Source organism: Legionella norrlandica, assembly GCF_000770585.1.
Classification (GTDB): domain Bacteria; phylum Pseudomonadota; class Gammaproteobacteria; order Legionellales; family Legionellaceae; genus Legionella; species Legionella norrlandica.
On the sequence record NZ_JNCF01000111.1, the window covers coordinates 1 to 2,029 of the forward strand.

Sequence of the window (2,029 nt, forward strand, 5' to 3'; positions counted from 1 at the left end):
GGAAGTGAATTTATTATTACTCTACCTATTAAACACGTCTGATTCTTCGAGTTGACACTAACTTCAGCCAATATACAGAGTTTTCAATTGACATGGGATGCACATAAGTTCCTTGAACAAATGAAGAAAAAATCGAATGTCAAATAAATCATATCGCCTTTATCCAAAGGCTATAGATGATCTTGAGTCCATCTATTTATATAGTGCACGTGAATTCGGTATCAAAAGATTTGAGAGCATTTAATGTTGGTTCCCATGTTATTTTTATGAAAATTACTGATTACGGTATTGCTGTTATTCGTGTTTTGCATCAATCCATGGACTTTAACAGGCATCTGTAAACATAAGAGATCATAGGTGAGTAGGGCAGGGCCTTCATAAATTCTTGATAAAGTAATCGAAAAAAAAAGATTTTTCAAAGAGTCAAAAACTATCACACGGGTTTACCCTTTTGATATCAGAAAACCACCTTACATTCAGACGTGTTTAATAGGTAGAGTAATAATAAATTCACTTCCCTTTCCTAAGGCACTGTTAATTGAAATCGTCCCGTGATGCTCTTGAATAATACTATAAGAAATAGATAAACCTAAACCGGTTCCCTTCCCCACTGGTTTAGTAGTAAAGAAAGGCTCGAAAATCCTGGCCATCGTTTCTTCGCTCATGCCAATGCCCGTATCGCGAATACTAATTACAATTTGATTATCCTCTTTGCCGGTAGTAATAATAATTTCCCCGTGTTCAGAAATTGCATGCGCTGCATTGGTAAGAATATTCATAAATACTTGGTTGATTTTTCCTGGGAAACATTCTATTTCGGGAATGTCCCCATAGTGTTTAGTGACGGTAATTCGATCTCGAAATTGATTGTGCAACAAAGTTAATGTGGAGTCGATGTTCTCATGAATATTAACGTGTTTCAATGCTCCTTCATCAAGTCGTGAAAAAGTGCGTAGATCTTTCACAATATTGGCTGTGCGTCTTGCACCTTCTTCAATGCTATCAAGTAAATGATGAGTTTCTTGCAAAGTAAACGGTAGGTCGATTTCATCGCTAAATTTTGAGATTTCTAATAACTTCTCTTTTATTGATGTTTCAGAGGTAATTTCTGTGTATTGATTTAATAGCTGTATAATATCTTCAATGTCATTTTTTAACGGGCCGATATTAGCAGAAATAAAGTTAATTGGGTTGTTGATTTCATGCGCAATCCCTGCAGTTAACACCCCAAGAGAAGACATTTTTTCGGCTTGAATTAATTGGGTCTCTGCTTGTTTTAAAGTGTCCAGCGCATTATTAAGCTGGATGTTCTTTTCATTAAGATCTCGTGTGCGTTGTTCCACCCGTGACTCCAACTCAATGTTCGCTTGCAGAAGTTCTTGTTGTGCTTTTCGGCGCTCCGTAATCACTGCCGACAGGATTAACGTAGTAAAAAATATGACCGCAACAAACGCTTGCAAAAACAATAAGCTGGTTGAAATATCGGCAATAGTAAATTCTTTATAACCGTGTATTTCAAGCCAAATAACAGAAATCGATATCAAAAAAGCCATTATTGTGGCCAGTCGAGTACTGAAACGTACAGCAGACCACACGCAAAAAGGGATCAAAACGTAAGCTAAAGGATATCGTAACTTATAGATCGTATAGATGGTACCACTTAATAAAACCAGTAAGATAACAAATTCAAGAAATAGCTTTAAATTGAAAGTGAATTTTTCATGGTACCAGGTCATGATAAGAGGGGTCATTATGATGATACCTACTGCATCACCTATCCACCAAACAAACCAATAATTGATACCTAATTCAGGTGTAATCAAGCCAAACAATATGAGCGCAATTGTACCTATAGTGCAACTGGTAAGAGATAAGAGAAAATCCCCACCGAATATAAAAATTAGAATGTCTCTCACTGTGTAGAAAGGGGTTTTGGTATGAGTATAGAATTGAATAAATTGAGCAGCCCAAATGGCCTGTAGACCAGCGCCAAATCCTATTATTGTGGATGCACCCCAGTTTTGCCAGG

Annotated in this window: 2 protein-coding genes; one reads left to right on the plus strand and one right to left on the minus strand. The window is 36.8% G+C overall.

Annotated features, from left to right (window positions below; all coding sequences use genetic code 11):
* The first annotated feature begins 176 nt into the window (after positions 1 to 176).
* Entirely contained in the window at positions 177 to 341 is a 165-nt protein-coding gene (locus OK13_RS16235) for a type II toxin-antitoxin system RelE/ParE family toxin (RefSeq protein ID WP_173402506.1), read from the plus strand.
* A gap of 135 nt (positions 342 to 476) precedes the next feature.
* Here the strand turns inward: OK13_RS16235 and OK13_RS13580 are convergent.
* Positions 477 to 2,029 (minus strand): ATP-binding protein (locus tag OK13_RS13580; protein ID WP_035891693.1); only part of this gene is annotated, 1,553 nt, incomplete at its 5' end.

Bases quoted from the DNA above. Each gene is read 5' to 3' on its own strand.
- OK13_RS16235 (WP_173402506.1), top strand. From the start codon at position 177: ATGATCTTGAGTCCATCTATTTATATAGTGCACGTGAATTCGGTATCA.